Source organism: Corynebacterium sp. HMSC04H06, assembly GCF_001815935.1.
Classification (GTDB): Bacteria; Actinomycetota; Actinomycetes; order Mycobacteriales; family Mycobacteriaceae; genus Corynebacterium.
Genome location: NZ_KV823440.1, coordinates 120,654 through 144,928, shown reverse-complemented (window position 1 = coordinate 144,928; position 24,275 = coordinate 120,654). Strand labels below are relative to the sequence as shown.

Annotated in this window: 21 protein-coding genes; 13 read left to right on the top strand and 8 right to left on the bottom strand. The window is 66.9% G+C overall.

Features of this window, described 5'->3' with window-relative positions:
* Positions 1-9 precede the first annotated feature (9 nt).
* On the bottom strand, positions 10-480 hold the full coding sequence (locus HMPREF3067_RS08375; protein WP_070769259.1) for a hypothetical protein: 471 nt from the start codon (positions 478-480) through the stop codon (positions 10-12).
* A gap of 55 nt (positions 481-535) precedes the next feature.
* Entirely contained in the window at positions 536-1,504 is a 969-nt protein-coding gene (locus tag HMPREF3067_RS08370; protein WP_070769258.1) for a biotin--[acetyl-CoA-carboxylase] ligase, read from the bottom strand.
* Between the two features lie 161 nt (positions 1,505-1,665).
* Between HMPREF3067_RS08370 and HMPREF3067_RS08365 the strand changes: the two genes are divergently transcribed.
* From HMPREF3067_RS08365 to treS, 5 genes are all read left to right on the top strand, one after another.
* Positions 1,666-2,943 (top strand): ABC transporter substrate-binding protein, encoded by a 1,278-nt coding sequence (locus HMPREF3067_RS08365; RefSeq protein WP_070769298.1) that lies wholly within the window; start codon positions 1,666-1,668, stop codon positions 2,941-2,943.
* A gap of 299 nt (positions 2,944-3,242) precedes the next feature.
* Positions 3,243-4,295, top strand: coding sequence for a carbohydrate ABC transporter permease (locus HMPREF3067_RS08360; RefSeq protein WP_141759373.1), 1,053 nt, complete (start codon positions 3,243-3,245; stop codon positions 4,293-4,295).
* Complete coding sequence (locus HMPREF3067_RS08355; protein WP_070769257.1) at positions 4,295-5,134, top strand: carbohydrate ABC transporter permease; 840 nt, start codon at positions 4,295-4,297, stop codon at positions 5,132-5,134. Before HMPREF3067_RS08360 ends, HMPREF3067_RS08355 begins: the two co-directional genes overlap by 1 nt.
* Positions 5,135-5,141: 7 nt before the next feature.
* On the top strand, positions 5,142-5,441 hold the full coding sequence (locus tag HMPREF3067_RS08350) for a hypothetical protein (protein WP_070769256.1): 300 nt from the start codon (positions 5,142-5,144) through the stop codon (positions 5,439-5,441).
* Positions 5,438-6,940 carry a maltose alpha-D-glucosyltransferase gene (gene treS / locus HMPREF3067_RS08345; RefSeq protein WP_070769255.1) on the top strand — a complete coding sequence of 501 codons (1,503 nt, stop codon included), beginning with the start codon at positions 5,438-5,440 and terminating at the stop codon, positions 6,938-6,940. Before HMPREF3067_RS08350 ends, treS begins: the two co-directional genes overlap by 4 nt.
* Before the next feature lie 2 nt (positions 6,941-6,942).
* Here the strand turns inward: treS and HMPREF3067_RS08340 are convergent, their stop codons facing one another.
* From HMPREF3067_RS08340 to HMPREF3067_RS08330, 3 genes are read right to left on the bottom strand one after another with little or no spacing between them, the layout of a single operon-like run.
* A complete protein-coding gene (locus HMPREF3067_RS08340; protein ID WP_070769254.1) occupies positions 6,943-7,536 on the bottom strand; it encodes a hypothetical protein in 594 nt (197 codons plus the stop codon).
* Positions 7,537-7,538: 2 nt separating this feature from the next.
* Positions 7,539-8,141, bottom strand: a complete 603-nt coding sequence (locus HMPREF3067_RS08335; RefSeq protein ID WP_070769253.1) for a hypothetical protein — start codon at positions 8,139-8,141, stop codon at positions 7,539-7,541.
* A 60-nt stretch (positions 8,142-8,201) separates the two neighbouring features.
* Positions 8,202-9,386, bottom strand: a complete 1,185-nt coding sequence (locus tag HMPREF3067_RS08330; protein ID WP_371259788.1) for a hypothetical protein — start codon at positions 9,384-9,386, stop codon at positions 8,202-8,204.
* Between the two features lie 464 nt (positions 9,387-9,850).
* Here HMPREF3067_RS08330 and HMPREF3067_RS08325 point away from each other — a divergent pair, with 464 nt between their 5' ends.
* Positions 9,851-11,467, top strand: a complete 1,617-nt coding sequence (locus tag HMPREF3067_RS08325; RefSeq protein ID WP_070769252.1) for an acyl-CoA carboxylase subunit beta — start codon at positions 9,851-9,853, stop codon at positions 11,465-11,467.
* 75 nt (positions 11,468-11,542) lie between these two features.
* Here the strand turns inward: HMPREF3067_RS08325 and HMPREF3067_RS08320 are convergent, their stop codons facing one another.
* Positions 11,543-12,259, bottom strand: a complete 717-nt coding sequence (locus tag HMPREF3067_RS08320) for an LppP/LprE family lipoprotein (protein WP_168166962.1) — start codon at positions 12,257-12,259, stop codon at positions 11,543-11,545.
* Between the two features lie 358 nt (positions 12,260-12,617).
* Here HMPREF3067_RS08320 and HMPREF3067_RS08315 point away from each other — a divergent pair, with 358 nt between their 5' ends.
* The 4 genes from HMPREF3067_RS08315 to HMPREF3067_RS08300 are packed head-to-tail and all read left to right on the top strand — an operon-like array spanning position 12,618 to position 15,599.
* Positions 12,618-14,153, top strand: coding sequence for an acyl-CoA carboxylase subunit beta (locus tag HMPREF3067_RS08315; RefSeq protein ID WP_070769250.1), 1,536 nt, complete (start codon positions 12,618-12,620; stop codon positions 14,151-14,153).
* Positions 14,154-14,203: 50 nt separating this feature from the next.
* Positions 14,204-14,446 (top strand): acyl-CoA carboxylase subunit epsilon, encoded by a 243-nt coding sequence (locus HMPREF3067_RS08310; protein WP_246819278.1) that lies wholly within the window; start codon positions 14,204-14,206, stop codon positions 14,444-14,446.
* 2 nt (positions 14,447-14,448) lie between these two features.
* A complete protein-coding gene (locus HMPREF3067_RS08305) occupies positions 14,449-15,117 on the top strand; it encodes a nucleoside triphosphate pyrophosphatase (protein ID WP_083319224.1) in 669 nt (222 codons plus the stop codon).
* A 59-nt stretch (positions 15,118-15,176) separates the two neighbouring features.
* On the top strand, positions 15,177-15,599 hold the full coding sequence (locus tag HMPREF3067_RS08300; protein ID WP_070769249.1) for a DUF3151 domain-containing protein: 423 nt from the start codon (positions 15,177-15,179) through the stop codon (positions 15,597-15,599).
* A 104-nt stretch (positions 15,600-15,703) separates the two neighbouring features.
* Here HMPREF3067_RS08300 and HMPREF3067_RS08295 read toward each other — a convergent pair whose 3' ends face one another.
* A complete protein-coding gene (locus tag HMPREF3067_RS08295; RefSeq protein WP_070769248.1) occupies positions 15,704-16,768 on the bottom strand; it encodes a Cj0069 family protein in 1,065 nt (354 codons plus the stop codon).
* Positions 16,769-17,244: 476 nt separating this feature from the next.
* Between HMPREF3067_RS08295 and HMPREF3067_RS08290 the strand changes: the two genes are divergently transcribed.
* From HMPREF3067_RS08290 to HMPREF3067_RS08280, 3 genes are all read left to right on the top strand, one after another.
* Positions 17,245-18,108 carry a sulfurtransferase gene (locus HMPREF3067_RS08290; protein ID WP_070769247.1) on the top strand — a complete coding sequence of 288 codons (864 nt, stop codon included), beginning with the start codon at positions 17,245-17,247 and terminating at the stop codon, positions 18,106-18,108.
* Between the two features lie 169 nt (positions 18,109-18,277).
* Positions 18,278-20,059, top strand: coding sequence for an acetyl/propionyl/methylcrotonyl-CoA carboxylase subunit alpha (locus HMPREF3067_RS08285; protein ID WP_070769246.1), 1,782 nt, complete (start codon positions 18,278-18,280; stop codon positions 20,057-20,059).
* Positions 20,060-20,073: 14 nt separating this feature from the next.
* On the top strand, positions 20,074-20,676 hold the full coding sequence (locus HMPREF3067_RS08280; protein WP_070769245.1) for a GNAT family N-acetyltransferase: 603 nt from the start codon (positions 20,074-20,076) through the stop codon (positions 20,674-20,676).
* Positions 20,677-20,686: 10 nt separating this feature from the next.
* Here HMPREF3067_RS08280 and HMPREF3067_RS08275 read toward each other — a convergent pair whose 3' ends face one another.
* Positions 20,687-24,127: a pyruvate carboxylase gene (locus HMPREF3067_RS08275; protein ID WP_070769244.1), complete on the bottom strand. Its 3,441-nt coding sequence runs from the start codon at positions 24,125-24,127 to the stop codon at positions 20,687-20,689.
* Positions 24,128-24,275: the final 148 nt, after the last annotated feature.

The following is a 24,275-nucleotide window of genomic DNA, read 5'->3' as shown; positions in this document are numbered from 1 at the left end:
AGCCGGCCGCTAGCGCCAGATGGGAGATCGCAGCGCTCGCAGCTGATCCCCGATGGCCGCCTCGACCTTCTTGGTCTTCGGCACGTCCGGGAAGTACAGCGCCTGGTCGTAGCCGCGGATCGCCAGCGAAATCCCGCCCCGGCGACGCCGCGCCCCCACGATGTCGCGCAGCGGAATCGAATCCGGCCGGCCCCCCAGCCGGGCCGCCCGGGCGATAACCCGCCGGTCCGTGACGATGAAACGCTTCCGGCGAGAACGGATGACCGGCAGCACGAAGCGCCACACGCTGAGCGCGCCCCACAGCACGACCAGCGCGTTGCGCAGGCGCAGGTCCGCCCCCTGCGCGTCCAGCCAGCCGATGGCTATCCAGCACACCCCCGTAATCAGGATGAGCTCCAGCAGCGGGAAGACGAGCGTGCGGAAAGGCGCGGTCACGTCAACCCGCTTGGCCTCACCGGGCCCCATCGTCATATATCCCATAGCGCCCTAAAGCTTACCCGGGATGGCATCGGCGGCGAAGGGGCGGTGGAGGTTTCTAGTGCTGCGGCCGCAGGTGGGTCACGTCGCCGGCCGAGTAGTACTCGCCGCCGACGTTGATGCGGCCGTCGTCGGCAACGCCCTCAACGATGCCCTCCACATCACCCGTCGGCGCCTCCAAGCGCACCTCCTGGCCAATCGACGAGCACACCGCGCGGTAGTCCCGCATCAGCTGCGGATCCTGGTTCTGCCACTGCGCGATGCGGCGGCGCAGGTTGGTCAGCAGGTCAATCGCCAGCTGGGTGCGGTCCGTGTCGCGGCCCTCCAGCGCTAGCGATGTCGCCTTCTCAATCGGCAGGTCCTCCCGGGTCAGGGTGACATTCAGGCCCATGCCCAGCACGACGCGGGCGCTCGGGGAGGCACCGGCCTCGGTTTTGGGGGCTGCCTCGGTCTTAGGGGCGACCTCGGCCTTGTTCAGCTCGGCCTTGTTGATCTCAGCCTTGTTAAGCTCAGCCTTGTTCAGCTCGCCGGTGGCCTTGCCGGACTTGAACTCGCCGCCCTTGAACTCGCCGGTCTTGAAACCGCCCGACTTGAAGGCAGCGCCGACCGGGCCGGCCTCGGCGAGGATTCCGCAGAGCTTGTTGCCGTCGATGTGGACATCGTTCGGCCACTTCAGGACGGATCCCTCAACGGTGTCGGTCACCGCCAGTCCGCCCGCCAGGGGTAGGGTGCCCAGGTGCTCGAGGGAATCCGGGAGCAGCAAGACCGAGAAGATGAGCTGCTTGCCGGCCGGGGCAACCCAGCTGCGGCCTAGGCGGCCCTTGCCGCTGACCTGCTCGTTGGCGAGGAGGACGGTGCCGTCGGCGACATCGTTAGCCCCCAGCAGATCCGTGTTCGTGGATCCCGTCTGTTCCTTGTAGTCAACGGTGCTGTAAAGGCCGGACAGTGCGGCGCGGATGCGGTCCAGGTCCAGATCGCTGCTGTTGTGCACGGCATCGTTGTGCTCAGTTTCGTTTCGCTCAGTCATAACCCAAACAATACCCGCCGGGCCCACCTGCCCTGTGGGCGAGAGTGGTGCCGGGCCCGCTACCCCCGGCGTGGGGCAAGAACCCCAAAAACTATTCTTCCGGACGTTGGTGAATATAACCTGGAATACACCTACTGTTTCCCGAAAGGTAAATCACTATGATGCAGTCACCTTCCCGGCGCGCCGTGCGCAACGGCGTCATCGCCAGCACCGCCGCCCTCGCCCTGGCGCTTTCCGCGTGCAGCTCCGACTCCGGCAGCTCCAACGCCGACGGCTCCTCCACCGAAAACACCGACGGCCGTGGCCCCATCACCTTCGCCATGGGCAAGAACGACACGGACAAGATCCAGCCCATCATCGAGAAGTGGAACGAGGAGCACCCCGAGGAGAAAGTCACCCTCGAAGAGCTCGCCGGTGAGGCCGACGCCCAGCGGGAGACCCTCGTGCAGTCCCTGCAGGCCGGCAACTCCGACTACGACGTGATGGCACTCGACGTCGTCTGGACCGCCGACTTCGCCGCCAACCAGTGGCTCGCCCCGCTGACCGAGGACCTGGCTGTCAACACCGACGGCCTACTGCCGGCCACCGTCGAGTCCGCCACCTACAACGACACCCTCTACGCCCTGCCGCAGAACACCAACGGCCAGCTGCTCTACCGCAACACGGAGCTCGCCCCCGAGGAGGTCTCCACCTTCGACGACGTCAAGTCCGCCTGCGAGGCGCTCAAGGACGACACCGACTGCCTGACCACCCAGCTCAAGCAGTACGAGGGTCTGACCGTCAACAGCGTCGGGTTCATCGAGGGCTGGGGCGGCAAGGTCCTGGCCGACGACGGCACCATCACCGTCGACTCCGCCGAGGCCAAGGAGGGGCTGCAGGCCCTGGTCGACGCCTACGAGGACGGCACCATCTCCCCGGACTCGACCGCCGCCACCGAGGAGGAGACCAACCTGGCGTTCACCGAGGGCAAGTCCGCCTTCGCCATCAACTGGCCGTACATGTACACCAACGCCGAGGAATCCCCGGAGACCCAGGGCAAGTTCGAGGTCCAGCCGCTGGTCGCCAAGGACGGCGTGGGCGTGTCCACCCTGGGCGGCTACAACAACGGCATCAACATCAACTCCGAGTACAAGGCCACGGCCCGCGACTTCATCGAGTACATCATCAACGAGGAAAACCAGACCTCCTTCGCGGAAGCCTCCTTCCCGCCGGTGCTGGCCGCGATCTACGATGACCCGGAGCTCATCGAGAAGTTCCCCTACCTGCCGGCCCTGAAGGAGTCCCTGGAGGCCGCCTCCCCGCGTCCGGTCTCCCCGTTCTACTCCGCCATCTCCAAGGCAATCCAGGACAACGCCTACGCCGCCATCACCGACGGCAAGAGCGTTGACGACGCCACCAAGGACATGAAGGCCGCCATCGAGTCAGCCTCCCAGGCCTAAACCTTCCAGGTCTAGAACGTCCCGGCCTAAGGCCCACCCCGGTCCGGCCGGACACCGATCTAGCGAACGATGCCCCTTCCCGTGCGGCGAGGTGGCATCGTTCGCTTTTGCATGAACACGGTGAGTTTCGAGGCTGCGTCGGGGCCGTGCGTTATGATCAGTGCCATCCTCGGTGCAAACCATTGCACGCCGCACAGCAGCGGTAAGCACACAACACCACAGCAAGCATCAGAAAGGCCATGCGCGTGACCGAGAAAACCGCCCACCGGCGCCGCCCCGCGCCCAAGTCTCGGGCCTGGATGCCCGCCGGGCTCATCGCGCCCGCGATCATCGTGCTGGCGATCGTGATCGGCTACCCGGTCATCCGGGCCATCATCCTGTCGTTCAAGGGTAACCGGCAGCTCGACCCGACCACCGGGCTCTTCGTCGAGGGCCAGTTCGCCGGGCTGGACAACTACCTGTACTGGATCACCAACCAGTGCATGTCACCGTCCGGCGTGGCTGCCACCTGCCCACCCGGGGTTATCGCGACCGACTTCTGGCCGGCCGTGCAGATCACGCTGTTTTTCACCGTCGTGACCGTGACTTTGGAGACCATCCTGGGCATGGCCATGGCACTTATCATGAACGGCAACTACCGCGGCCGCGGCTTCGTGCGCGCCGCCGTCCTCATCCCCTGGGCCATCCCCACCGCCGTGACCGCCAAGCTGTGGCAGTTCATGTTCGCCCCGCAGGGCGTGGTCAACTCGCTGCTCGGCACCGACATCGCCTGGACTACCGACCCTTTCTACGCCCGCCTGGCCGTCATCATCGCCGATGTGTGGAAGACCTCCCCGTTCATGGCCCTGCTCATCCTCGCCGGCCTGCAGATGATCCCGAAGGACGTCTACGAGGCCGCCCGCATAGACGGCGCCAGCCGCCTCCAGATTTTTACCCGGATCACCCTACCGCTGGTCCGGCCGGCCCTGATGGTGGCCATCCTCTTCCGCACCCTCGACGCGCTGCGCATGTACGACCTGCCGGTCATCATGATTTCCAGCTCCTCGAACTCCCCGACCGCCACTATCTCCCAGCTGGTCGTCGAGGACATGCGCCAGGGCAATTTCAACTCCGCCTCCGCGCTGTCGACCCTGATCTTCCTGCTCATCTTCTTCGTCGCCTTCATCCTCATCCGCTTCCTGGGCGCCAACATCGCCGGCACCGACCGGGAGCCCCGCAAACGCCAGGCACGGCGAGGGCTGTCTCGGGGCAAGAAAGGCCCGAGTGAGTCCGCGGGCGAGGAAGCCGGGGCATCGGCAGTGCCTGCTTCTGCTGTACCCGCCTCTGCCAAGTCCACGAAGGAGGCCAAGTAATGAAATCGCGCATCTCCTGGGGAGCCGTGGGCCACTTCGCCGGCATCCTCTTCATCATCTTCTGGGGGCTGGCCCCCTTCTACTGGATGGTCGTGACCGCCCTGCGGCACAAGGACCACACCTTTGACACGACCCCGTGGCCGACCCACCTGACCCTGGACAACTTCCGGGACGCCCTGGCCACCGATAAGGGCAACGACTTCCTCGGCGCCCTGACCAACTCGCTGGTCATCTCCCTGGTCACCACCGCCCTGGCCGTGCTGGTGGGCGTGTTCACCGCCTACGCCCTGGCGCGCTACGAGTTCCCGGGCAAGGGGATCGTCACCGGCGTCATCCTGGCGGCCTCCATGTTCCCGGCCATCGCGCTGGTCACCCCGCTCTTCCAGCTCTTCGGGGACCTGGACTGGATCGGTACCTACCGGGCCATGATCATCCCGAACATCTCCTTCGCCCTCCCGCTGACCATCTACACCCTGCTCAGCTTCTTTAGGCAGCTGCCCTGGGAGCTAGAGGAGGCCGCCCGCGTCGACGGCGCCACCAAGGCGCAGGCCTTCCGCAAGATCCTGCTGCCCCTGGCCGCCCCGGCCCTGTTTACCACGGCCATCATCGCGTTCATCACCACCTGGAACGAGTTCATGCTGGCCCGCCAGCTCTCCTCCACCGACACCGAACCGGTCACCGTGGCCATCGCGCGCTTCTCCGGGCCCTCGGCCTTCGAGTACCCGTACGCGGCCACCATGGCCGCCGGCGCCCTGGTGACCATCCCGCTCATCATCATGGTCCTAATCTTCCAGCACCGGATCGTCGCCGGCCTGACCGCCGGCGGAGTCAAGGGCTAGGCGCCGCATGCGCTACGCCCTCCTCTGGGACACGGCTCTAGGGTTTTGCGGCTTCTTCGCCGCCCTGGCTCTCATCCAGGCCGTGGTCAACCTCTTCCGCCCCGAACCGGTCCTCTGGCCCGGTCTTCTGGCCGGGGTGTTGTGCCTAGCGCTGTACGGGATCTACCGTGCCAAGCGCGCGCACCTGGCCCGGATCGGACCGAGCGGGCAGCCGCGCACCCCTGCCCACAACACGGCGCCTCAAAACACGACGCCCCGAAACGCCGCGCCCCGTAACACCCTTCCCCAAAAGAAAGACCGAGTATGAGCTGGTACCACAACGCCGTTTTCTATCAAGCCCTGGTGCACGCCTTTAAGGACGGCAAGGGAGATGGCATCGGCACGCTGAGTGGCGTGACGGAAAAGCTAGACTATCTGCAGTGGCTGGGCATCGATTGCCTGTGGCTGCCACCCTTCTACGCCTCCCCGCTGCGCGACGACGGCTACGACATCGCCGACTACTACGAGGTCAACCCGGTCTACGGCAGCATGGCCGACGTCGAGGAGCTCATCGCCGCCATCCACGCCCGCGGCATGCGTATCATCACCGACTTGGCGCTGAACCACACCTCCTCCGATCACCGCTGGTTCCAGGCCTCCCGGCAGGACCCGGACGGGCCCTACGGCGACTACTACGTCTGGGGCAACGACCCGAACCGCTACCCGGAAATCCGCGTCATCTTCACCGACGTCGAGGAGTCCAACTGGGCGTGGGATCCGGTGCGCGAACAGTACTACTTCCACCGCTTCTACTCCCACCAGCCGGATCTCAACTACGACAATCCGGCGGTGCGCGAGGAGGTCAAAAACGTCATCCGCTTCTGGCTGGGCAAGGGCATCGACGGCTTCCGCTTAGACGCCATCCCCTACCTCTACGAGCGCGACGGGCTGGGCGGTGAGTCCCTGCCGGAGACCATCGCCTTCATCGAGGAGATCCGCGCGCTTATCGATGCCGAGTTCCCCGGCGCCGTCATGATCGCCGAGGCCAACCAGCCGCCGGCCGAAACGCGCGAGTTCTTCGGCGCCGGCAACCGCTTCCACATGGTCTTCAACTTCCCCGTCATGCCGCGCCTCTACCAGGCGCTGGCGCTGAACTCGGCCACCCCGGTCTACGAGATCCTGGACGAACTCGGATCCCTGCCCCACGGCTGCCAGTGGGGCACCTTTCTGCGCAACCACGACGAGCTGACCCTGGAGATGGTCGACGAGTCCGTGCGCGAACAGATGTACGCGGCCTACCTGCCGGACGATGCCATGCGGGCCCACCTGGGCATCGCCCGCCGGCTGATGCCGCTGATGGGCGGCGACCGCCGCAAGGTGGAGCTGATGTTTTCGCTCCTGTTCACCCTGCCCGGCGCCCCGTTTATCTACTACGGCGACGAGATTGGGATGCTGGACAACCCGGCCCTGCCCGACCGCCACGCCGTGCGCACCCCGATGCAGTGGGACGAGACCGAGCACGCCGGCTTCAGCACCCGCACCCCGCAGCGCTGGGCCGTAGTCGGCGGGGCCTCCGTGGCCGCGCAGGCCAACAACGAGGATTCGCTGCTGCACACGGTGCGCCGCATGATCGCCGCCCGGCACGCCCACCCCGAGCTGGGCACGGCTGAGTTCGAAGCAGTCGAGACCGGCCACGAGGCGGTCCTGGGCTTCCAGCGCGGCGGGCTGCTGTGTCTGCACAACTTCTCCGCCGATCCGGTGGATCTGGGACCGGTCGATCTGGGCCCCTACGGCTACAGCTGGCTGCCGGTCGAAGACTTGAGCTAGCGCTAGCCCCAGTCCGGGGCATCGCCCAGCCGCAGCTCGGAGTACTTCGCCTCCGGGGCGCTGGCCTGGTAGGGCTTGCCGGTCGGCTCCCAGACCTGGTCGGTGCTGCAGCGCACGTCCTGGGCGTCGACGTCGAGCATCGTAAAGCCCCAGACCAGCTGGCCCTGCGACTGCGGCGGCAGGGTGTACGGGCCGACCTTCTGCTTCAGCTTCCAGTGCTGTTCAGAAACGTAGTTGAAGCCGTAGGTCTGGGTCAGCACCTTGGCCAGCTCGCCCTCGCCGGTAACCCCGGCGCCGACCTCGGTGGTCTGGGTACGCGCCTGGGTCACGGTGTGGCTGACCGGCACGGGGCCATCGGTGTTGTTGGCCACGCTGGTGGCATCGGTCTGCTTGAACCAGCGCCGCTGCGCTGTGACGTAGGTGCCCGTGAAGCCGGGCGTCGCGCAGTGCGAGCCCGGGGCGTAGTCATCGTTCCAGCGCTGCGGCAGCTCGAAATCCGCCGCCGGGGAGACCGCGCTCGCCGATGCCGGGTAGCCCAGCGCCACCACCACCGGCAGGCATAGCGCCGCGAGTCCGGCGCACCGCTTTCCCGCCATGCTTACTCGCCCCAATCAGTGTTGTCGCGGGTGGAGACCTGGACGTGACGTTCCTTCGGCAGGGTGGCGGTGAACTTGCCGCCATTGGCCTGCCAGGTGTGGTCGGAACCGCAGACGGTCTTCTGGCCCTCGAAGTCGGAGACGACCCAGCCGGCCTTGAGCACCGCGGTCTTGCCCGGGGCGATGTTGTACGGGCCGACCTGCTCGCCGACCTCGTAGGACTGGCTGTCGGTGTAGCTGGAGGAGAAGCTGATGTTGATGAGATCCAGCAGCTTGAAGTCGATGCCGGCCGAGACGTTCCAGGTCTTGGTCTTGGTTTCCTTGATGGAGCGGGTCACCGGCAGCGGCTCGTCGTTGTAGTTGGACACGGTCCAGGTGCCGGCGGAGCCGTCGAAGTAGGTGCGCTTGATGTCGACGGTCTGGCCGGTATCGCCCGGGTTGGCGCACTGCTGGCCGATGACGGTCGGGTTGGCCGGGCCCAGGTCGCGGGCCGGCAGGGCCTGGGCGGCCGGGGTGGCAGACGCGGCGGCGACGATGCCGCCGGCCAGGGCCAGGCCGGTCAGGCCGGCGAGGGCGCGGGAAGAGATTGCGTTCAATGCGTGCATGAGGGAACTCCTTGAAGTATGTGGTTGGGGCAGCCTGGGCGTTAGCAGGCGGCCTGGGTGCTAGTAGGTGGACTGGGTGGGCACCGGCAGCGACCGGTACTCGTCCGGGGTGACGTCGACGGTGCGCTTGGCCCCGCCCGGGCTGGTGATGGTGGCCTCGGCCCAGAAACCGCTGGGCGCCGAGGTCTGCTTGTAGTTCGAGGTCAGGCTGTACTTGCCGTCCTTGCCACAGGTGATTTCGCGGTAGTTGATGCGGGTCATCGTCGTGCCGTACTCGACGCGCACGCGCTCCCCAGCGGCCAGGTCCACGTGGCCCAGCTCCGTGCCGACCGGCATATAGGCGCGCTTAACGGCGCCGACGGACTCAAGCCAGCCGCGCGGGATGTCACCGCGGTTGCCCTGCCAGTTGGTGTACGGGTGGTGCTCGGCGCCGACCACAAAGTCGGTGACCGGGGCGTACTCGTAATCTTTCTTCGACCAATTGAGGAAGTCGGTGGAATAGCCCGGCTTGCGGTAGGTCGGCTGGACGGCGGTGATATCCAGCGGGTACCAGGTGCGGGTGCCGGCCTGGCAGGTATCGCCCTCGTTGGGCCAGTCGGCCTCGCGCTGCGGCTCAGTGGTCGGTTCGACGACCTCGTCGCGGGCCGGATCGGCGATTTTTTCCAGGCTGGGACCGGACACGGAGGTGTAGCTGCCGTCGACAGGCTTGCTGTTCGCGCCCGGGGAACGCGAGGGGATCTCCATGGCCAGATCGGAGACCGTGCCGTCCGCCCGGATGATATAGGCGAACGCGTAGCGCTCGGCCGGGCCGGTGCCGCGCACGACGTTGGCGCCCGGGGTGTTTTCCAGGCGACCGTCGTTGCAGCTGACGAACATGGAGATGAAGTCTTTCTCGATGACGCCGTATTCGACGCGGAAAGATTCCCCCGGGGCCAGCTTGACCGGGCCGAAGGTCTCGGTGTCGCGCCAGCCGTTGGTCATCTTCAGGCCGATGTCGGACTTGGCGGTCGTGTCCCAGCCGTTGGGCAGCTTGGCCTTGGAGTTGGCATCGATCTCGTGGTTGGTGCCCGTCTCCACCTCGGCGGTGTAGGGAACCTCCTGATCGGTGGTGTTGGTGAATTGCAGCGTGCCGTCGCTTAAGTAGCGACGCCCGGTCTCGCCGAAGCGCCACTCGGGCTCCGGGGTGTTCTTGCCGGCGGCATCGCAGGACTTGTAGAGGTTGGCAATAGGGTAGCCCTGCGGCATGGGCGGAACAGCCCGTGCCGGAACTGCGGGGCTGGCCACCAGCGGGACCAGTGCCGCCGCGACGATGGCGACGGCTGCTCGTGCCCAGCCCTTCTTCCCTACGGTTAGCGCCTTGGGTGCGTGCACTTTAAGGGTTCCTTGTCTTGAGAGTGCGGCCCAAGACCCCTTCACTGAACTATACGGAGATTTTAAGCTTCCAGGAAGCTCCTGCGCAAGGCCAGACGGAAACCACGTGCTGAAACGGAGCGCTCCGGCGGCAGGCAGCGGGCGGCGGGCCAGGAAAGCGGCGGGGCGGCATCGGCAGCGGCGGCGCGCTCCCCCTAATGGGGGCAGCCCGGGCACCCTAGGTAAATGTGAGGACAATCTCATATTTGACGCGCGAGCTGCGAATTTCGTTTCTCATGCAAAATTATCGGCTCTTGGGTCTAGAATGGAGAGGACTTTGCGCACTACCATCCCTAAACATGACCATTTCCTCACATTTGACGGAACTAGACAGCTTGAACGACGCCAACACCACCGCCGGCAAGATCGCCGAGCTCAAACGCCGCCGCGCCGAGGCCGAGGCTCCCCTGGGCCAGAAGGCCTTCGAGAAGGTCCACTCCCAGGAGCGCCTGACCGCCCGCGAGCGCCTGGACTACCTGCTGGACGAGGGGTCCTTCGTCGAGACCGACATGCTAGCCAAGCACCGCACCACTGACTTCGGAATGAACGCCAAGCGGCCGACCACGGACGGCATCGTTACCGGCTGGGGCACCATCGACGGGCGCGAGGTGTGCATCTTCAGCCAGGACGGCACCGTCTTCGGCGGCGCCCTGGGCGAGGTCTACGGCGAGAAAATGGTCAAGATCATGGAGCTGGCCGTAACCACCGGGCGCCCGCTCATCGGCCTCTACGAGGGCGCGGGCGCGCGCATCCAGGATGGGGCGGTCTCCCTCGACTGGATCGCGCAGACCTTCTACCAAAACGTCAAGGCCTCCGGCGTCGTGCCGCAGATTTCCGTCATCATGGGCGCCTGCGCCGGCGGCAACGCCTACTCCCCCGCCCTGACCGACTTCGTGGTCATGGTGGACAAGAAGTCCAAGATGTTCGTCACCGGCCCCGACGTCATCAAGACCGTCACTGGCGAGGAAATCACGCAGGAGGAGCTCGGCGGCGCCGGGGTCCACATGGTCTCCGCGGGCAACTCCCACTACACCGCGGCCACCGACAAAGAGGCCCTCGACTGGGTCCACGATCTGCTGGGCTACCTGCCGTCCAACAACCAGCAGAGCAGCCCCGTCGAACCCTTCGAACCGGTCACCGAGACCAGCGTCGACGACCTGGCCCTGGACGAAATCATCCCGGACTCGCCCACCCAGCCCTACGACGTCAAGGACGTCATCGCCGCCCTAACCGACGACGCCGAGTACTTGGAGATCCAGGCCGAGCGCGCCGAGAACGTCGTCATCGCCTTCGGACGCATCGAGGGCCGGACCGTCGGGTTCGTAGCCAACCAGCCGCAGGTCTTCGCCGGCTGCCTGGACATCGACTCCTCTGAGAAGGCCGCCCGCTTCGTGCGCACCTGCGACGCCTATAATATCCCGATCGTCATGCTCGTCGACGTCCCCGGCTTCCTGCCGGGCGCGTCCCAGGAGCACGACGGCATCCTGCGCCACGGCGCCAAGCTGCTCTACGCCTACGGCGAGGCCACCGTCCCGAAGATCACGGTGACCATGCGCAAGGCCTACGGCGGTGCTTACTGCGTCATGGGCTCCAAGGGTTTGGGCGCCGACGTCAACCTCGCCTGGCCGACGGCCCAAATCGCCGTCATGGGCGCGGCCGGCGCCGTGGGCTTCATCTACCGCAAGGAGCTCAAGGCCGCCCGCGAGAAGGGCGTCGACGAGCAGGCCCTGGCCAAGTCCTTCGAGCGCGAGTACGAAGACCACATGCTCAACCCGTACAAGGCCGCCGAGCGCGGGCTTATCGATGCTGTCATCCTGCCGTCCGAAACCCGCGCCATGGTAGCTAAAAACCTACGTCTCTACGCGGACAAATCCGTACCGCGGCCCAGCCGCAAGCACGGCAACATGCCGCTCTAGCCCGCCCGGGGCTAGGACGGGCTAGGGCTGCGGCGGTTGCGGGAACTGCGGGGGTTTGCGGGGCGGGACTCTTGCCTAGGCCGGCGGCACGTTACCGGCCATCTCAATTTCTTCCGTTACCGGGTTCCAAGCGAACGACGCGAACGAGCTCCCCGTCGGGTTGGCGTTGGCATCGCCATCCTGCGGCCAGCGGTAGATGACATCCATCTGCCGGCCCGAGGCCCGGTTAATCTCCGGGGCGAAGCCGTAGGGCTGCGCGGTCGCGGTGCCCAAAAACTCGCCCTTGTGAAAGAGCATGATGTGGTACGGCGACGAGGCCGTCGCTCCGGTGACGGTGACGGCCGCCCAGGACAGATCCGCGCACGGATCGTAATCCGCGATGGCGGTGTCCGGGTTCCACTCCAGGTTGGGTGCGAGCTGCCCCACGTTGGCCGCGACCGCGGCGTGGGCGTCGGGCTCGCCGCACTGGCCTCTGGCCTGCGGGTCGGGCGCCGGCGCGCCCGCCTCCCCTGCGGCGCCGTTGGCACTCGCAGCGTTGCTCGCGTTCTTGCCGCCCGCGGCGGCCTGACCCTGCTGTACCTGACCTTGCTCTGTCTTGTCGTGCTGTCCCCTGTCGTGCTGCCCCTTGTCCTGCTGTTCGTTGGCCTTGGCCGGGCCAGTCTCCGCGATGGAGGCCACGGACGCCTCGCTGGCGGGGGCGGACTCGTTATCGGCGTTGTCTGCGTTCAGGCCCGAGCATCCGGCCAGCGCAAACACGGCGCCGGCGATACCGGTGACTAGTATTCCGCGCATGGTGGACATTGCTACTCCTAGACTTGTCTAGACTCCTGGATACGCCCCCATTATGACATGGGTCACCAGAATTCCAGATAACGTTTCCGTTTCAATGCCATGGCAAAAAGCTGTCCGAAAACTGTCCCTACGGTGCCTTTTAGGTGTGCCTGCGCGGTACGAGTTGGAGGCCGGCGCGGTGCCGCTTGGGCGTCGCCGAGTCGTCACGGTGCGTTACGAGGTGTTAACAGAAACGGGGCGGGCGCCGACTAAAAGGGAGTACCCAGGCAGCCGGGCAGGCCGAGGGCGCCTGCGGCGCCGCCCGCAGACCACAGGCTGCGAGTTTGTTTTATTTTTAGAGGTTGTAGACTAAGCGATTATGACAGATAAACCGGATCTGAAAACGACTGCCGGCAAGATCACCGATCTGGACAACCGCCTGAACGAGTCCCGCCAGCCCACCGGCGCTGAGGGCCCGACCGACGCCCGCCAGCGGGTGCTCGACCTGCTGGACGAGGGATCTTTCGTCGAGACGGACGCCCTGGCCCGCCACCGCTCCACCGACTTCGGGCGCGAGCACGACCGCCCCTACACCGACGGCGTGGTGACCGGCTACGGCACCATCGACGGCCGCCGCGTCTGCGTCTTCAGCCAGGACGCCTCCGTCTTCGAGGGCACCCTGGGCGAGGTCACCGGGGAAAAGATCTGCAAGCTCTACGACTTGGCGCTGAAGACCGGCGTGCCCATGGTGGGCATCCACGAGTCGGCGGGCCCGCGCGTGCAGGAGGGCATCGTCAGCCTGAGCATGCACGCGCGCATCATGGCCGCCGTCACGCGCGCCTCCGGCCTCATCCCGCAGGTGGCCGTCGTGGTCGGCGACAACGAGGGCATGGCCGCCTTCGCCCCGGCCCTGGCCGATCTGGTCATCGTGGCCCGCGGCGGCGCGCTCCACCAGGCGGCCCCGGCCGTGGTCCAGGAGGTCGCCGGCGCCGAGATGACCGCCGAGGAGCTGGGCGGCGCGGACGCTCTGGCCACCAACGGCACCGCCCACCTCATCGCGGAGACCGACGCCCAAGCCCTAGACTTGGCGCGCAGCGCCCTGGCCTACCTACCGGTCAACAACCGCGCCGAGGCCCCGCGCACAGACGCGGAGATCTCCCACGGATCCATCGCGGACAACGTCGACGAGACCGCCCGCGCCCTGGATTCCATCGTGCCCGACGAGGAGACCGGCGCCTTCGACATCACCGAGGTCATCGCGGCCGTGGTGGACCCGGATTCCTTCTTCGAAATCCAGGCCGACTTCGCCGGCAACGTCGTGACCGGCTTCGCGCGCATCGAGGGCCGCGCCGTAGGGCTCGTGGCCAACCAGCCGCTCGCCCTGGCCGGCACCCTGGACGGGGCGGCCTGCGACAAGGCGGCCCGGTTCATCCGCACCTGCGACGCGTTTAATACCCCCATCGTCGAGTTCGTCGACTCGCCCGGCTTCCTGCCCCAGCCGGCCGAGGAGCAGGCCGGCCTGCTGCGCCGCGCCAACAAGCTAGCCTTCGCGTTTGCCGAGGCCAGCGTCGGCAAGCTGACCGTTATCACCCGCAAGGCCATTGGCCCGGCCTACGTGTTCATGGGCTCCAAGGACCTGGGCGCCGACCTGGCTTATGCCTGGCCCACCGCCCAGATCGCGGTCACCCAGGCCTCCCAGGCGGCCCGCGCCATCTACGGCGACGCGGCCACGCCCGAGCAGGAGGCCGAGCTGGCCGAGCAGTTCCTGCACCCCTACGCCGCGGCCGAGCGCGGGCTGGTCGACGCCGTCATCGAGCCAGCCACCACCCGCGGCCACCTGGTTGAGGGGCTGCGGCTGCTGGAGCGCAAGATTTCCCAGCCCGCCATGAAAAAGCACGGTAATATAACGCTCTAATGCCCGCCCCGCCCGTGCCAGTTACCAACCACCGTGAGGAGCCACCCGCAGTGTCCGATACCGTGTCCGAATCCAAGCCCCTGTTCCAGGTAGTCAAGGGCCAGCCCAACGACACCGAGATCGCGGCCCTGACCGCCGTGTTCACCCAGCTCGCCGCCCAGGCCCGCGCGGCCGCCGCCGGCGCCGGCGCGGGTGAGCGCAACCTGTGGGGCACGCGCGACTTCGGCCGGCGCGGCCTGCCGGGCCGGGTGGAATACAACCCGAACGCCTTCCGCAACGTGCGTTACTACTAACGATGCCCGCTGCTAACAACGCGTCGGCGAAGAACACCGCCGCGAAGCACTCTGCGGCGGTGCGCCGGCCGCGCATCGTCTTGGCCTCCCTGTCGCCGTCGCGGGCCGGGATCCTGCGCTCGGGCGGGATTGACCCTGTCCTCGCGCCCGCCGGGGTGGACGAGGAGGCCATCCGGGCTAGCCTGCCGGACGCCTCCCCCGCCGAGGTCGTCGCCGCCTTGGCGCGCGCCAAGGCCCAGGCCGTGGCCGGGCAGCACACCGCGGACTACGCCGGCGACGTCGTCATCGGCGGCGACAGCATGCTCCTGCTGGACGGGCAGCTGCAGGGCAAGCCACACACCCGCGAGGCCACCGTGGAGCGCTGGCGCGCCCAGGCCGGGCGCACCGCACACCTATTGACCGGGCACTGCGTGCTCTTCGGAGGGGAAAAATTCGTGGAGACCGCCAGCACGACGGTCCACTTCGCCGCGGCCGAGGAGGCCGACATTGAGGCCTACGCCGCAACCGGCGAGCCGCTCGAGTGCGCCGGCGCGTTCACCCTGGAGGCCCTGGGCGGCTGGTTCATCGACGGCATCGAGGGCGATCCCTCCTCCGTTATCGGTCTGTCCCTGCCGGTGGTGCGCCGGGCGCTGTACTCCTTCGGGCTGCGCGTGGCGGATTTCTGGGACTAGCCTTAAGGACCCCAAACGCCGCAGACAGGACCGGGTAGGCGCGACTATACTGGCATGCCATGGAGATGAAAGACATGCTTGCCCCTAACCCGATTAAACTGCCGGCAGATCCCGGTGCGGAGTCCACGCAGGACCTGCCCGCCGGCATCGTCGAGCACCCCGACTCGCCGCTGCTGTGGGCCACCCTGGCCGAGCAGGAGCTGGCCCGGCTGCGCGCCGACGAGGCCCTGCCGACCGCGTACATCACCGCCTACGCCTACGCGCGCACCGGCTACCACCGCAGCCTGGACCGCCTGCGCGGCAACGGCTGGAAGGGCTGGGGCCCAGTCCGCTATTCCCACGAGCCGAACCAGGGCGTGCTGCGCGCCATCGCGGCCCTGGCGCACGCGGCCCAGGCCATCGGCGAGCAGGACGAGTACGACCGCCTGCGCCAGATGCTCAGCGACGCCGACCCGGAGTCGGTCGCTGCCCTGCTGGACTAGTTGGGCTGGCTGGGCTGGCTAAGACTGGCGGATAGACCACAACCGCCTCGAGACTCTTGTTCAGTCCCGGGGCGGTTTTTCTCTGCCGGTTTTGCGTTTCGGTCTTAGGCGGCGCCGTGCTTGGCCTCGACCCGGGAGATAGCCTCGGCGGCCACCCGCTGCTGGATGCCCATGTCCAGCTCGGAGGTGAAGCCCACGCAGGAGCAGTTGATTTCGCCCAGGACGTAGGTATCCTCGCCGTTCTCGCCGTCGGCGAGCATGAAGTCGGCGGTCCAGATCAGCGGGATGTTGTCGCCGCCGAGCTTCTCCGCAATGACCGGGCGGATCTCGGCGAACATGTCGACCAGATCCTGCCAGGACTCCGGGGAGTCGTAGGTGTATTTCGCGCCGGAAAACAGCGTGGCGGAGAAGTTCTCGCCGCCCTCGGCCGGTTTCTTGTGAACCACGAAGACCGGCTCCGCGCCGACCAGGAGGATGCGAATTTCGCCCTCGACGATGCGCGGCATGAAGCGCATGTCCACCAGCATGCCGTTGTCGCCCTCAATGTACTGGTCGCAGAAGTCCATGTACTCGCCCAGCTGGCGCTCCTCGGTGTGGTTGTCCACGGCCTCGGTGCACTTGAGCTCCGTATCCAGCGGCAGCGTGGTGCCCGGCTCGACGCTGGCGGCCAGCTCCTTGTCCTTGAGCTGTACGCGCCAGATGCCGGAGCCGGTGGACCCGCGGTTCTGCTTGAGGACGCGCTCGCCGTAGGACAGGGTCTGCGGGAAGGTCTCGTGGAAGCTCTCGACGTCGTAGTAGGCCTGGGTGTCCTCCGGGACCAGGTCGGTCTGGTTCAGCTTAACCAGGGCGTCCTTGGCGCCGTAGGCCATCATCTCCTCCGGGGTGGACATGCCCACCAGGCCGGCCTCGGACAGCTTGGTCAGAAGGTCGAAGTAGCCCTTCTCCCCACCCGGGATGTTGCCCGGGTTAACGCGGGAGATGTAGGCGTCGAAGTTGTTGGAGACGTAGTCGAAGAGATCCTCGGACCACTCCGGGCGGAAGTAGACGACCTCTGAGTGCCAGCCGGCCTCCTGCAGAGACTCGACGATGGGCATGGTGTCCTTGCGGTGGCCGTTGAACTGCTTGTCGGATCCGCCTTCAACCTCGAAGACGACGATGGCTTTGTGCATGGGTGAAACCTTTCGGGAAAGGGGGCATCGGTCTCGTCTGGGGCACCGGATTTCTAGCGGCTCCCGCACCCTATAATTTATCGGACTTCCCGCCGCCGCGCGCGCCGGGAATTACCCCCTCTATCCCCACCTTAAACGTTTTTTGGGGGTTATTCGGCCCGACGTAAACCCCGCAGCCACCCTACCAGCACACTTGTTCTAACCAGCGCCCGGGCGGGGCGGCGTGGGGCCGAGAGAGGGGGCGTCACCGAACCTTGGAATGTATTGAATACCACACCCGTCGCGGGGAAGTGACCAATCGTTTTCCGCGCGGTAGAGTATGGGGCAGTAAAAGCTATACGAAGACTCAACCGTGGTTCAGCCGCGCCGGCCCCGATCCCGGCGGCTGGGTCAACGCTTTTCAGACCGCGCCGCACAACCCCTACCCGCCTTGAAGTACGGCGCGCACCGCATCCCGACGAAAGGTTTCAAAGAGCATGACCGAATTCGACCCGCACCCGCCCTTCCAGGACTTCGCCCAGCCCGGCCGCTTGGTCTCCGCGCCGTGGCTGTCCGCACGGCTCGGAGTGAAAGATCTACGAGTCATCGAGGTCGACGAGGACTCCCTGCTCTACGACATCGGGCACATCCCCACCGCCAGCCGCATCAACTTCCCGAAGGAACTGCTGGATCCGACCACCCGCGACATCATCGACGGCGCGGCCTTCCAGCAGCTCATGCAGGACAAGGGCATTAACCGCGAGGACACCGTAGTCTTCTACGGCGACAAGTCCAACTGGTGGGCCGCCTACGCCCTGTGGGTCTTCGAGCTCTACGGGCACCCGGACACGCGGCTGCTCGACGGCGGGCGCGACGCCTGGATGGCCGAGGAGCGCGACACCTCCTTCGCCGTGCCGGAATTTCCGGCCTCCGATTACCCGGCCGTCGAGCGCGACGACGCCCCGCACCGCGTCTTCGTCGACGAGCTGCGCACCACGGACGCCGTCATCGTGGACACCCGCAGCCCCGAGGAATTCGCCGGCCAGCCGACCAGCGCCTCCCCGCAGGGCAACTCCGCCTACGGCACCACCATCCGCCACGGCCACATCCCGGGCGCGACCAACCTGGAGTGGGACCGCGCGATGTACCCGAACGGCACCTTCCGCTCCCTGGAGGAGCTGCGGGTCAACTACGGCAACCTGAACGCCGGGGATCCCACCATCCTCTATTCGCACGTCGGCGCGCAGGCCGCGCACACTTGGTTCGTCCTCAAATTCCTGCTGGGAGTCGAGAACGTCCGCACCTACGACGGCTCCTGGGCCGAGTGGGGCAATATGGTTCGAATGCCCATCGAGCGCTAGAATCCTAGTGTCTAAGCCGAGCTGGGTGTAACACGCCGGAGAAATTCCCGTATCTAACCTGGTACGGGATTATTTTTTGCATAATTTTTAGAACCTGACGGTTTTCTCATGTTTTGATGTGCAAGAATAGTAAGCGATCCAATACTAGTTTTTCAGGAGGATTCCTGCTGTGGCAGTTGAACAAAAGAAGATCACCAAGGTGCTCATCGCCAACCGTGGTGAGATCGCAGTTCGCGTCATCCGCGCTGCGCGCGATGCCGGCATCAGCTCCGTAGCGGTCTACGCCGAGCCCGATGCCACCGCCCCCTTCGTCGAGCTTGCCGACGAGGCCTTCGCGCTGGGCGGGACCACCTCTGCCGAGTCCTATTTGGTCTTCGACAAGATCCTCGACGCCGCCGCCAAGTCCGGCGCCGACGCCATCCACCCCGGCTACGGCTTCTTGTCCGAGAACGCCGACTTCGCCCAGGCCGTCCTCGACGCCGGCCTCATCTGGATCGGCCCCTCCCCGGAGGCCATCGCGGCCCTGGGCGACAAGGTCACCGCCCGGCGCATCGCGGAGCGCGCCGACGCCCCCATGGCCCCGGGCACCAAGGACCCGGTGGCGGAATCCTCCGAGGTCGAGGCCTTCGCGCAGGAAAACGGCCTGCCGGTGGCCATCAAGGCGGCCTTCGGCGGCGGCGGCCGCGGCATGAAGGTCGCCTACACGCACGAGGAGATCCCGGAGCTCTTCGAGTCCGCCACCCGCGAGGCCGTGACCGCCTTCGGCCGCGGCGAGTGCTTCGTGGAGCGCTACCTGGACAAGGCCCGCCACGTCGAGGCCCAGGTCCTGGCCGACATGCACGGCAACGTCGTGGTGGTCGGCACCCGCGACTGCTCCCTGCAGCGCCGCTTCCAGAAGCTGGTCGAGGAGGCGCCGGCCCCCTTCCTGACCGACGAGCAGCGCGCCACCATCCACGACTCGGCCAAGCGCATCTGCCGCGAGGCCGGCTACTACGGCGCCGGCACCGTGGAATACCTGGTCGGTTCCGACGGACTCATCTCCTTCCTCGAGGTCAACACCCGCCTGCAGGTCGAGCACCCGGTCTCCGAGGAGACCACCGGTCTGGACCTGGTGCGCGAGCAGTTCCGTATCGCCCAGGGCGAGAAGCTGCCCTTTAGCGAGGACCCGACCCCGCGCGGCCACGCCTTCGAGTTCCGCATCAACGGCGAGGACGCGGCCGCCGGCTTCATGCCGGCCCCGGGTACCGTGGTGGACTACCGCGAGCCGACCGGCCCGGGCGTGCGTGTGGACTCCGGCGTGCGCGCCGGCAGCGTCATCGGCGGCCAGTTCGATTCTATGCTGGGCAAGCTCATCGTCTGGGGCCCGGACCGCGAGACCGCCCTGCAGCGCTCCGCCCGCGCACTCGGAGAATTCACCGTCACCGGCCTGCCGACGGTCATCCCCTTCCACCAGACCATCGTGGCCGACCCCGCCTTCTGCGGCGACGGCGAGTGCTTCGACGTCTACACCAAGTGGATCGAGGAAGAGTGGTCCGGCGACCTGCCGGCCTACCAGGACCCGGAGGACGCCGAGGCCGAGGACGCCGAGGCCCTGCCGGCCCAGAAGTACGTCGTGGAGGTCAACGGCCGCCGCGTCGAGGTGGCCCTGCCGGGCGACCTGGTCCTGGGCGCCGGTGCGGGGGCGCCGAAGAAGAAATCCAAGAAGCGCCGCGGCGGCGGATCCAAGGCGGCCGTGTCCGGCGACGCGGTGGTCGCGCCCATGCAGGGCACCGTCATCAAGGTCGCCGTCGAGGAAGACCAGGAGGTCGCCGAGGGCGACGTGCTGATCGTCCTCGAAGCCATGAAGATGGAAAACCCGGTCAAGGCCCACAAGGCCGGCGTGGTCACGGGCCTGGCTGTGGAGACCGGCGCCCAGATCAACAAGGGCAACCCCATGCTGGAGATCAAGTAGCTAGGCTGGTGGGCATGACTGATAATGCCCACTCCCCCGCTGAGCGCCGCACCCCCTTGCACCCCGACGTTAATGACACGGGGATCAGGCTGCGGCTGGCTCAGGATGATGACCGCACCTACCTTTCGCGCCTGTTCTACCTGACCGACGTCCTAGGCGATGAGACGGCCGCGCTGGGCGAGGAGCACCTGCGCGACATCGGCGCTTACGTGGGCGAATGGTCGCCGCGCGTGGACGGCGGGGTCATCGCCATCTCCGAGTACGAGGTCCCAGCCGGCGGGGCCTGGCTGCGCTATTTCACCGGCGAGCACAAGGGCGTGGCCTACACCGGCCGCTCGGACGCCGATCCGCACGATGACAGCCAGTGGGCCACGGAATTCGACCCGGAAGACATCCCCGAGCTGTGCATCGCCGTCGAGCGGCGCTACGCCGGCCTAGGCCTGGGTAAGCGCCTGCTGCGCAACGTCTGCGATCTCGCCCGAGAGCAGACCGCACCGGCGGTCTCCCTGTGGGTCGATCCCCGCAACGAGCGGGCCCGCCGGCTCTACGATGCCGCCGGTTTCACCCCGCTGGAGGTCCCCGGCGGCGAACCGGGGACCATGATTTACTACTTCTAGCCTTTGTAAGCTAGCTGACCACCACGATGAGGTCGCCGCCCTCGACCTTGGTGGCCTGACCGATGGCCAGGCGCTCCACCGTGCCGGACTGAGTGGCGGAGATGGACGCCTCCATCTTCATGGCCTCGATGACGGCGACCTGATCGCCCTCTTCGACCTCGTCGCCGACCTTGACGGTCGGGTTGACCACGCCCGCGAACGGGGCGGCCACGTGGCCCGTGTTGGCCGGGTCGGCCTTCTCCACCGTCGCGACGGTGGACTCGGCGGAGTGGTCGCGCACCTTCATCGGTCGGATCTGGCCGTTGACGTTGAGGATGACCGAGCGCATGCCCTTCTCATCCGGCTCGCCGACCGCGTCCAGCCGCACGACCATGGCGTTGAGCGACTCGCGCTCCGTGCTGTTTTCCGGGAAGAAGTGGACGATCTTCTCCTCGCCCTCGGAAAGGCCGTAGAAGAACTCAGCATCGTTGAGCGCCTCGGTGTTGCCGTACTGGCGGCGGAACTCCTTGAACTCCTCGAACTGCTTCGGGAAGAGCAGGTGGTTGAGCGCCTCGCGGCGCTCGGTGGAATCCTCCGAGTCCAGGTGGCGAGCCTGGTCGGCCGGGATCTCAGAAATCTGCAGCCCCTCCTTCTCGCCCGCGCGGCCGGACAGAATCTTGTCGCGCAGCGGCGGCCAGCCGCTGGACGGGGTGCCCAGCTCACCGCGCAGGAAGGCGATAACGGAGTCCGGGATGTCGTACTTGGTCGGCTCCTTGGCAAAGTCCGCCGGGTCGACGCCGGCGCCCACCAGGTGCAGCGCCAGGTCGCCGACGACCTTCGAGGACGGGGTGACCTTGGTCGGCCGGCCCAGCATCTCATTGACGGCGGCGTAGGTGTCCTCGATGACCTCGAAGCGGTCGGCCAGGCCCAGCGCGGAGGCCTGGGCGCGCAGGTTGGACAGCTGGCCGCCCGGGATCTCGTGCTTGTAGACCCGGCCCGTCGGGCCCGGGATGCCGTTCTCGAACGGGGCGTAGACTTGGCGCACGGCCTCCCAGTAGGGCTCCAGGTCGGAGACGGCCTGCAGGTCGATGCCCGTGTCCCGGCTGGTGTTCGCCAGGGCCGCGACGATGGCCGACAGGGACGGCTGCGAGGTGGTGCCCGCCAACGGGGCCGAAGCGCCATCGACGGCGTCGGCGCCGGACAGGGCCGCCGCGTAGTAGGTGGCCAGCTGGCCGCCCGCGGTGTCGTGGGTGTGCACGTGCACCGGCAGGTCGAAGTTCTTGCGCAGGGCCATAACCAGCTTGCTGGCCGCGTCCGGGCGCAGCAGGCCGGCCATGTCCTTGATGGCCAGCACGTGGGCGCCGGCTTCGACAATCTGCTCGGCCAGGCGCAGGTAGTAGTCCAGCGTGTAGATGTCTTCCTTCGGCGAGGTCATGTCCCCGGAGTAGGCCATGGCGACCTCGGCGACGGTGGTGCCGGTCTCGAGGACGGCTTCGATAGCCGGGCGCATCTGGCTGACGTCGTTCAGGGCGTCGAAGATGCGGAAGACGTCCACGCCAGAGCGGGCGGCTTCCTCCACGAAGGCGTGGCAGACCTTGTCCGGGTACGGGGTGTAGCCAACGGTGTTGCGGCCGCGCAGCAGCATCTGAATGTTGACGTTCGGCATGGCCTCGCGCAGCATGTCCAGGCGGACCCAGGGGTCCTCGTGGAGGAAGCGCATGGCCACGTCGAAGGTGGCCCCGCCCCAGGCCTCCACGGAGTACAGGTTCGGGGTCAGGCGCGCGACGTGCTCGGCGGCAGACACCAGCGTGGTGCCACGCACGCGAGTGGCCAGCAGCGACTGGTGCGCATCGCGGAAGGTGGTGTCCGTAACGGCCAGGGCCTCCTGGGCGCGCAGCTTCTCGGCGAAGCCCTTTGGGCCCAGCTCGCGCAGCTCATCGCGGGAACCGCGCGGCAGATCGGAGTCGCGGTGGGAGCGCTCCGGCAGCTTGTCGAACGGGCGCAGCGGCGTCGGACGCTCGCCGTTAGGGCGGTTGACGGTGGTCTCGGCCAGGTAGTCCAGGATGCGGCCCGGCTCGTCGCTGGCCGGCGGGGCCTTGAGCAGGTCCGGGTGGTTGGCAATGAAGCCGGTGTCAATACGGTGCGCGGTGAAGTCCGGCTCCCGCAGCAGGGCGCGCAGGAAGCCGATGTTGGTGGAAACGCCGGAGACCGTGAACTCGTTGAGAGCGCGGATGGCGCGGGCCACCGCCTGCTGGAAGTCCTTGCCACGGCAGGTCATCTTCACCAGCAGGGAGTCGAAGTTCGGGGAGATCTCCGCGCCGACCGCGGTCGCGCCGTCCAGGCGCACGCCGGCGCCGCCCGGCGAGCGGTACGCCGTCAGCGTGCCCGTGTCCGGGCGGAAGCCGTTGTTCGGGTCCTCGGTGGTGATACGGCACTGCAGCGCCGAGCCGGTCAGGTGGATGGCCTCCTGGTTAAGGCCCAGGTCCTCCAGGCTGGCGCCGGCGGCGATCTGCATCTGGGACTTCACGATGTCCACGCCGGTGACCTCCTCGGTCACGGTGTGCTCGACCTGCACGCGCGGGTTCATCTCGATGAATACGTGGTTGCCGCGCTCGTCGACCAAGAACTCGACTGTGCCGGCGCCCTCGTAGTTGATGTGGCGGCAGAATTTCACCGCGTCCTGGCAGATGCGGTCGCGCAGCTCGGCGTCCAGGAACGGCGCCGGCGCGATCTCCACGACCTTCTGGTGGCGGCGCTGCACGGAGCAGTCGCGCTCGAAGAGGTGGATGACGTCGCCCTGGGAATCCGCCAGGATTTGGACCTCGATGTGCTGCGGGTTAATCACGGCGGTTTCCAGGTAGACGCTGCCGTCGCCGAAGGCCGCCTCCGCCTCGCGGGAGGCCTCCGCCGCCTTTTCCTTAAGCTCCCCCGGCGTCTCGACGAAGCGCATGCCGCGCCCGCCACCGCCGGCCACGGCCTTGACGAAGACCGGGAACTGGAAGTCCTCGGCGTAAGAAACCAGCTGGTCCACGTCGGTGGACGGCGCGGAGTCCTTCAGGGTAGGCAGCCCGGCCTCCTCGGCCGCGTGCACGGCGGCCGCCTTGTCGCCGGTCAGATCCAGGGTCTCCGGGGTCGGGCCGATGAATTTGATGCCGGCGTCCTGGCACGCCCGCGCGAGATCCGCGCGCTCGGACAGGAAGCCGTAGCCCGGGTAGACGGCGTCCGCGCCGGACTTCTTCGCCGCCCGGATGATTTCCTCGATATCCAGGTAGGCCTTCACCGGCTGGCCTTCGGTGCCGATTCGCACGGCCTCGTCCGCGAAAGCCCGGTGGAAAGAGTTTCGGTCCTCCCGGGGATAAACAGCAACGGTGGTGGCCCCGGTCTCAAAGGCCGCACGGAAGGCACGCACGGCAATCTCGCCGCGGTTAGCGACAAGCACCTTCGAGAACGAGGCGGGAGCAGTCTGAACCACGAGTTTTCCTTTCAGTTCAGCGAGTGATGCACCTTACATCTTAGTTCGTCCCCAACCGTTTTAGGGACGATTTCCAGTGCAAAGATTCACACAGTTGCAATGGTCTCTTTGTTAAGGCTGTAAAGTGGAAAACCCAGCACACGCACCC

What these genes read in the sequence shown, in the direction of transcription:
- HMPREF3067_RS08315 (WP_070769250.1), top strand. Translation starts at nt 12,618, where the DNA reads ATGACAGATAAACCGGATCTGAAAACGACTGCCGGCAAGATCACCGAT.
- HMPREF3067_RS08295 (WP_070769248.1), bottom strand. Translation starts at nt 16,768, where the DNA reads ATGCACAAAGCCATCGTCGTCTTCGAGGTTGAAGGCGGATCCGACAAG.
- HMPREF3067_RS08305 (WP_083319224.1), top strand. Translation starts at nt 14,449, where the DNA reads ATGCCCGCTGCTAACAACGCGTCGGCGAAGAACACCGCCGCGAAGCAC.
- HMPREF3067_RS08290 (WP_070769247.1), top strand. Translation starts at nt 17,245, where the DNA reads ATGACCGAATTCGACCCGCACCCGCCCTTCCAGGACTTCGCCCAGCCC.
- HMPREF3067_RS08365 (WP_070769298.1), top strand. Translation starts at nt 1,666, where the DNA reads ATGCAGTCACCTTCCCGGCGCGCCGTGCGCAACGGCGTCATCGCCAGC.
- HMPREF3067_RS08355 (WP_070769257.1), top strand. Translation starts at nt 4,295, where the DNA reads ATGAAATCGCGCATCTCCTGGGGAGCCGTGGGCCACTTCGCCGGCATC.
- HMPREF3067_RS08300 (WP_070769249.1), top strand. Translation starts at nt 15,177, where the DNA reads ATGGAGATGAAAGACATGCTTGCCCCTAACCCGATTAAACTGCCGGCA.
- treS (WP_070769255.1), top strand. Translation starts at nt 5,438, where the DNA reads ATGAGCTGGTACCACAACGCCGTTTTCTATCAAGCCCTGGTGCACGCC.
- HMPREF3067_RS08340 (WP_070769254.1), bottom strand. Translation starts at nt 7,536, where the DNA reads ATGGCGGGAAAGCGGTGCGCCGGACTCGCGGCGCTATGCCTGCCGGTG.
- HMPREF3067_RS08370 (WP_070769258.1), bottom strand. Translation starts at nt 1,504, where the DNA reads ATGACTGAGCGAAACGAAACTGAGCACAACGATGCCGTGCACAACAGC.
- HMPREF3067_RS08330 (WP_371259788.1), bottom strand. Translation starts at nt 9,386, where the DNA reads ATGCCGCAGGGCTACCCTATTGCCAACCTCTACAAGTCCTGCGATGCC.
- HMPREF3067_RS08360 (WP_141759373.1), top strand. Translation starts at nt 3,243, where the DNA reads ATGCCCGCCGGGCTCATCGCGCCCGCGATCATCGTGCTGGCGATCGTG.
- HMPREF3067_RS08350 (WP_070769256.1), top strand. Translation starts at nt 5,142, where the DNA reads ATGCGCTACGCCCTCCTCTGGGACACGGCTCTAGGGTTTTGCGGCTTC.
- HMPREF3067_RS08335 (WP_070769253.1), bottom strand. Translation starts at nt 8,141, where the DNA reads ATGCACGCATTGAACGCAATCTCTTCCCGCGCCCTCGCCGGCCTGACC.
- HMPREF3067_RS08375 (WP_070769259.1), bottom strand. Translation starts at nt 480, where the DNA reads ATGGGATATATGACGATGGGGCCCGGTGAGGCCAAGCGGGTTGACGTG.
- HMPREF3067_RS08280 (WP_070769245.1), top strand. Translation starts at nt 20,074, where the DNA reads ATGACTGATAATGCCCACTCCCCCGCTGAGCGCCGCACCCCCTTGCAC.
- HMPREF3067_RS08320 (WP_168166962.1), bottom strand. Translation starts at nt 12,259, where the DNA reads ATGCGCGGAATACTAGTCACCGGTATCGCCGGCGCCGTGTTTGCGCTG.
- HMPREF3067_RS08325 (WP_070769252.1), top strand. Translation starts at nt 9,851, where the DNA reads ATGACCATTTCCTCACATTTGACGGAACTAGACAGCTTGAACGACGCC.